Raw genomic sequence first — 2,625 nt, 5'->3', positions numbered from 1 at the left:
GCCCACAGCGGATAGAGACCGACCTGTCTCACGACGGTCTGAACCCAGCTCACGTACCGCTTTAATGGGCGAACAGCCCAACCCTTGGGACCTGATCCAGCCCCAGGATGCGATGAGCCGACATCGAGGTGCCGAGCCTTGCCGTCGATGTGAACTCTTGGGCAAGACTAGCCTGTTATCCCCGGGGTAGCTTTTATCCGTTAAGCTACAGCCTTTCCACTCAGTGCTGTAGGATCACTATGCCCGACTTTCGTCTCTGCTCGGCGTGTATGCCTCGCAGTCAAGCTGGCTTGTGCCATTACACTCTGCGATGGGTTGCCATTCCATCTGAGCCAACCTTTGGGCGCCTCCGCTACTCTTTAGGAGGCGACCGCCCCAGTCAAACTGCCCACCTGCCACTGTCCCCACGCCCGCTTCAGGGTCGCAGGTTAGGGCCAAAGCACCAACAGGCTGGTATTTCACTGATGACTCCACCGAGCCTAGCGGCCCAGCTTCTCAGTCTCCCAGCTATACTACACAGTTCGTGCCCTAACGCAATGACAAGCTACAGTAAAGCTCCACGGGGTCTTTTTGTCCTGCTGCGGGTAACGTGCATCTTTACACGTACTTCAATTTCGCCGGGTCCCTCGTTGAGACAGTGTCCTGATCGTTACACCTTTCGTGCGGGTCGGAACTTACCCGACAAGGAATTTCGCTACCTTAGGACGGTTATAGTTACCGCCGCCGTTCACCGGGGCTTCAGTTCAAAGCTTTGCCGTAGCTAACTCGTCCCCTTAACCTTCCGGCACTGGGCAGGTGTCAGCCCCTATACGTCACCTTGCGGTTTCGCAGAGACCTGTGTTTTTGTTAAACAGTCGCCAGGACCCTTTCACTGCGGCCAGCTTGCGCTGGCGCTCCTTCTCCCGAAGTTACGGAGCCATTTTGCCGAATTCCTTAACGAGGGTTCTCCCGTTCGCCTGAGTATTCTCAACCCGTCTACCTGTGTCGGTTTGCGGTACGGGCGGTAAGCTTCAACGCTCCACAGCTTTTCTCGGCAATAGGTGCAACTGACTTTTGACCCGTAGGTACCGGCATCACGGGTGTTACCCGCTTGCCACCATCATCCATTCAATGGCTCAGTCTTCCCACTGCGACCCTGTTTTGCTCCACTCACCGGTACAGGAATATTAACCTGTTGTCCATCGCCTACGCTTCTCAGCCTCGGCTTAGGCCCGACTAACCCGACGCGGACTGACCTTCCGTCGGAAACCTTAGACTTTCGGCGAATACGGTTCTCACGTATTTCTCGCTACTCATGCCACCATTCTCGCTCGTGATACCTCCAGTATGCCTTACCAGCTCTACCTTCAACGGCTTACACGACGCTCTCCTACCATACTTGCGTATCCCGGGTTTCGGTGCCAAGCTTGAGCCCCGTTACATTATCCGCGCAAGTGCGTTTGACCAGTGAGCTATTACGCACTCTTTAAAGGGTGGCTGCTTCTAAGCCAACCTCCTGGCTGTCTACACACACTCACCTCGTTTTCCACTTAGCTTGGTCTTAAGGACCTTAACCGAGGGTCTGGGTTGTTTCCCTCTCGACTGCGAAACTCATCTCACGCAGTCCAACTGCCAACTTAAGTTAATGGTATTCGGAGTTTGATTGGGTTTGGTAAGCTTGCGCCCCCTAGCCCATTCAGTGCTCTACCTCCACTAACCATCAGTTAACGCTAGCCCTAAAGCTATTTCGGAGAGAACAAGCTATCTCTGAGTTCGTTTGGCATATCACCCCTAACCACAAGTCATCCAAATCTTTTGCAACAGATACTGGTTCGGCCCTCCACGAAGGGTTAGCTTCGCTTCAGCCTGCTCATGGTTAGCTCACTCAGTTTCGTGTCTAATACATGCCACTGCTCGCCCTATTCAGACTCGCTTTCGCTTCGCCTCCGCCTGTCACTGGCTTAAGCTTGCCACATGCATTAACTCGGTGGCTCATTCTCCAAAAGGCACGCCATCACCCACTAGGGGCTTTGACTGGTTGTAAGCATACGGTTTCAGATTCTATTTCACTCCCCTCACCGGGGTTCTTTTCACCTTTCCCTCACGGTACTATGTCCGCTATCGGTCATACTGTGTATTTAGCCTTGGAGGGTGGACCCCCCTGCTTCCGACGGTATTAGCGTGCACCGTCGTACTCAGGTTCAGTGCTAGGTGTGTCAATGTTTCATCTACGGGGCTATCACCCGCTATGGCTGGCCTTTCCAGAGCCATTCGATTACACGTTCACAATCCATTTTGCACGACCTACAACCCCAGCAATATGCTGGTTTGGGCTAATCCGCGTTCGCTCGCCACTACTAACGGAATGCTTTCTCTTCCTCGGGTTACTTAGATGTTTCAGTTCTCCCGGTTCCCATCCTATGACTATGTGTTCACCATAGGATACGTGGGCATGCCCCCACGTGGGTTTCCCCATTCGGATATCTACGACTGGTAACGGTTGCACACACCTGATCGTAGCTTTTCGCAGTGTACCACGTCCTTCATCGGCACAGTATGCCAAGGCATCCACCGTATGCCCTTATTCGCTTCCTGCATATCTCTTTAATGTTTCAAAAGATTATACGAACAGCGTCTGACGGATCT

General features: G+C 53.2%; 1 rRNA gene. It reads right to left on the bottom strand.

The features are described 5' to 3' along the window. Positions 1-2,574 (bottom strand): 23S ribosomal RNA (locus tag V6D20_15035); the annotation flags it as partial. Between the last annotated feature and the right edge of the window lie 51 nt (positions 2,575-2,625).

It is taken from the genome of Candidatus Obscuribacterales bacterium (assembly GCA_036703605.1).
Lineage (GTDB): Bacteria > Cyanobacteriota > Cyanobacteriia > RECH01 > RECH01 > RECH01.
This window is presented reverse-complemented; position numbering and strand designations above follow the sequence as displayed.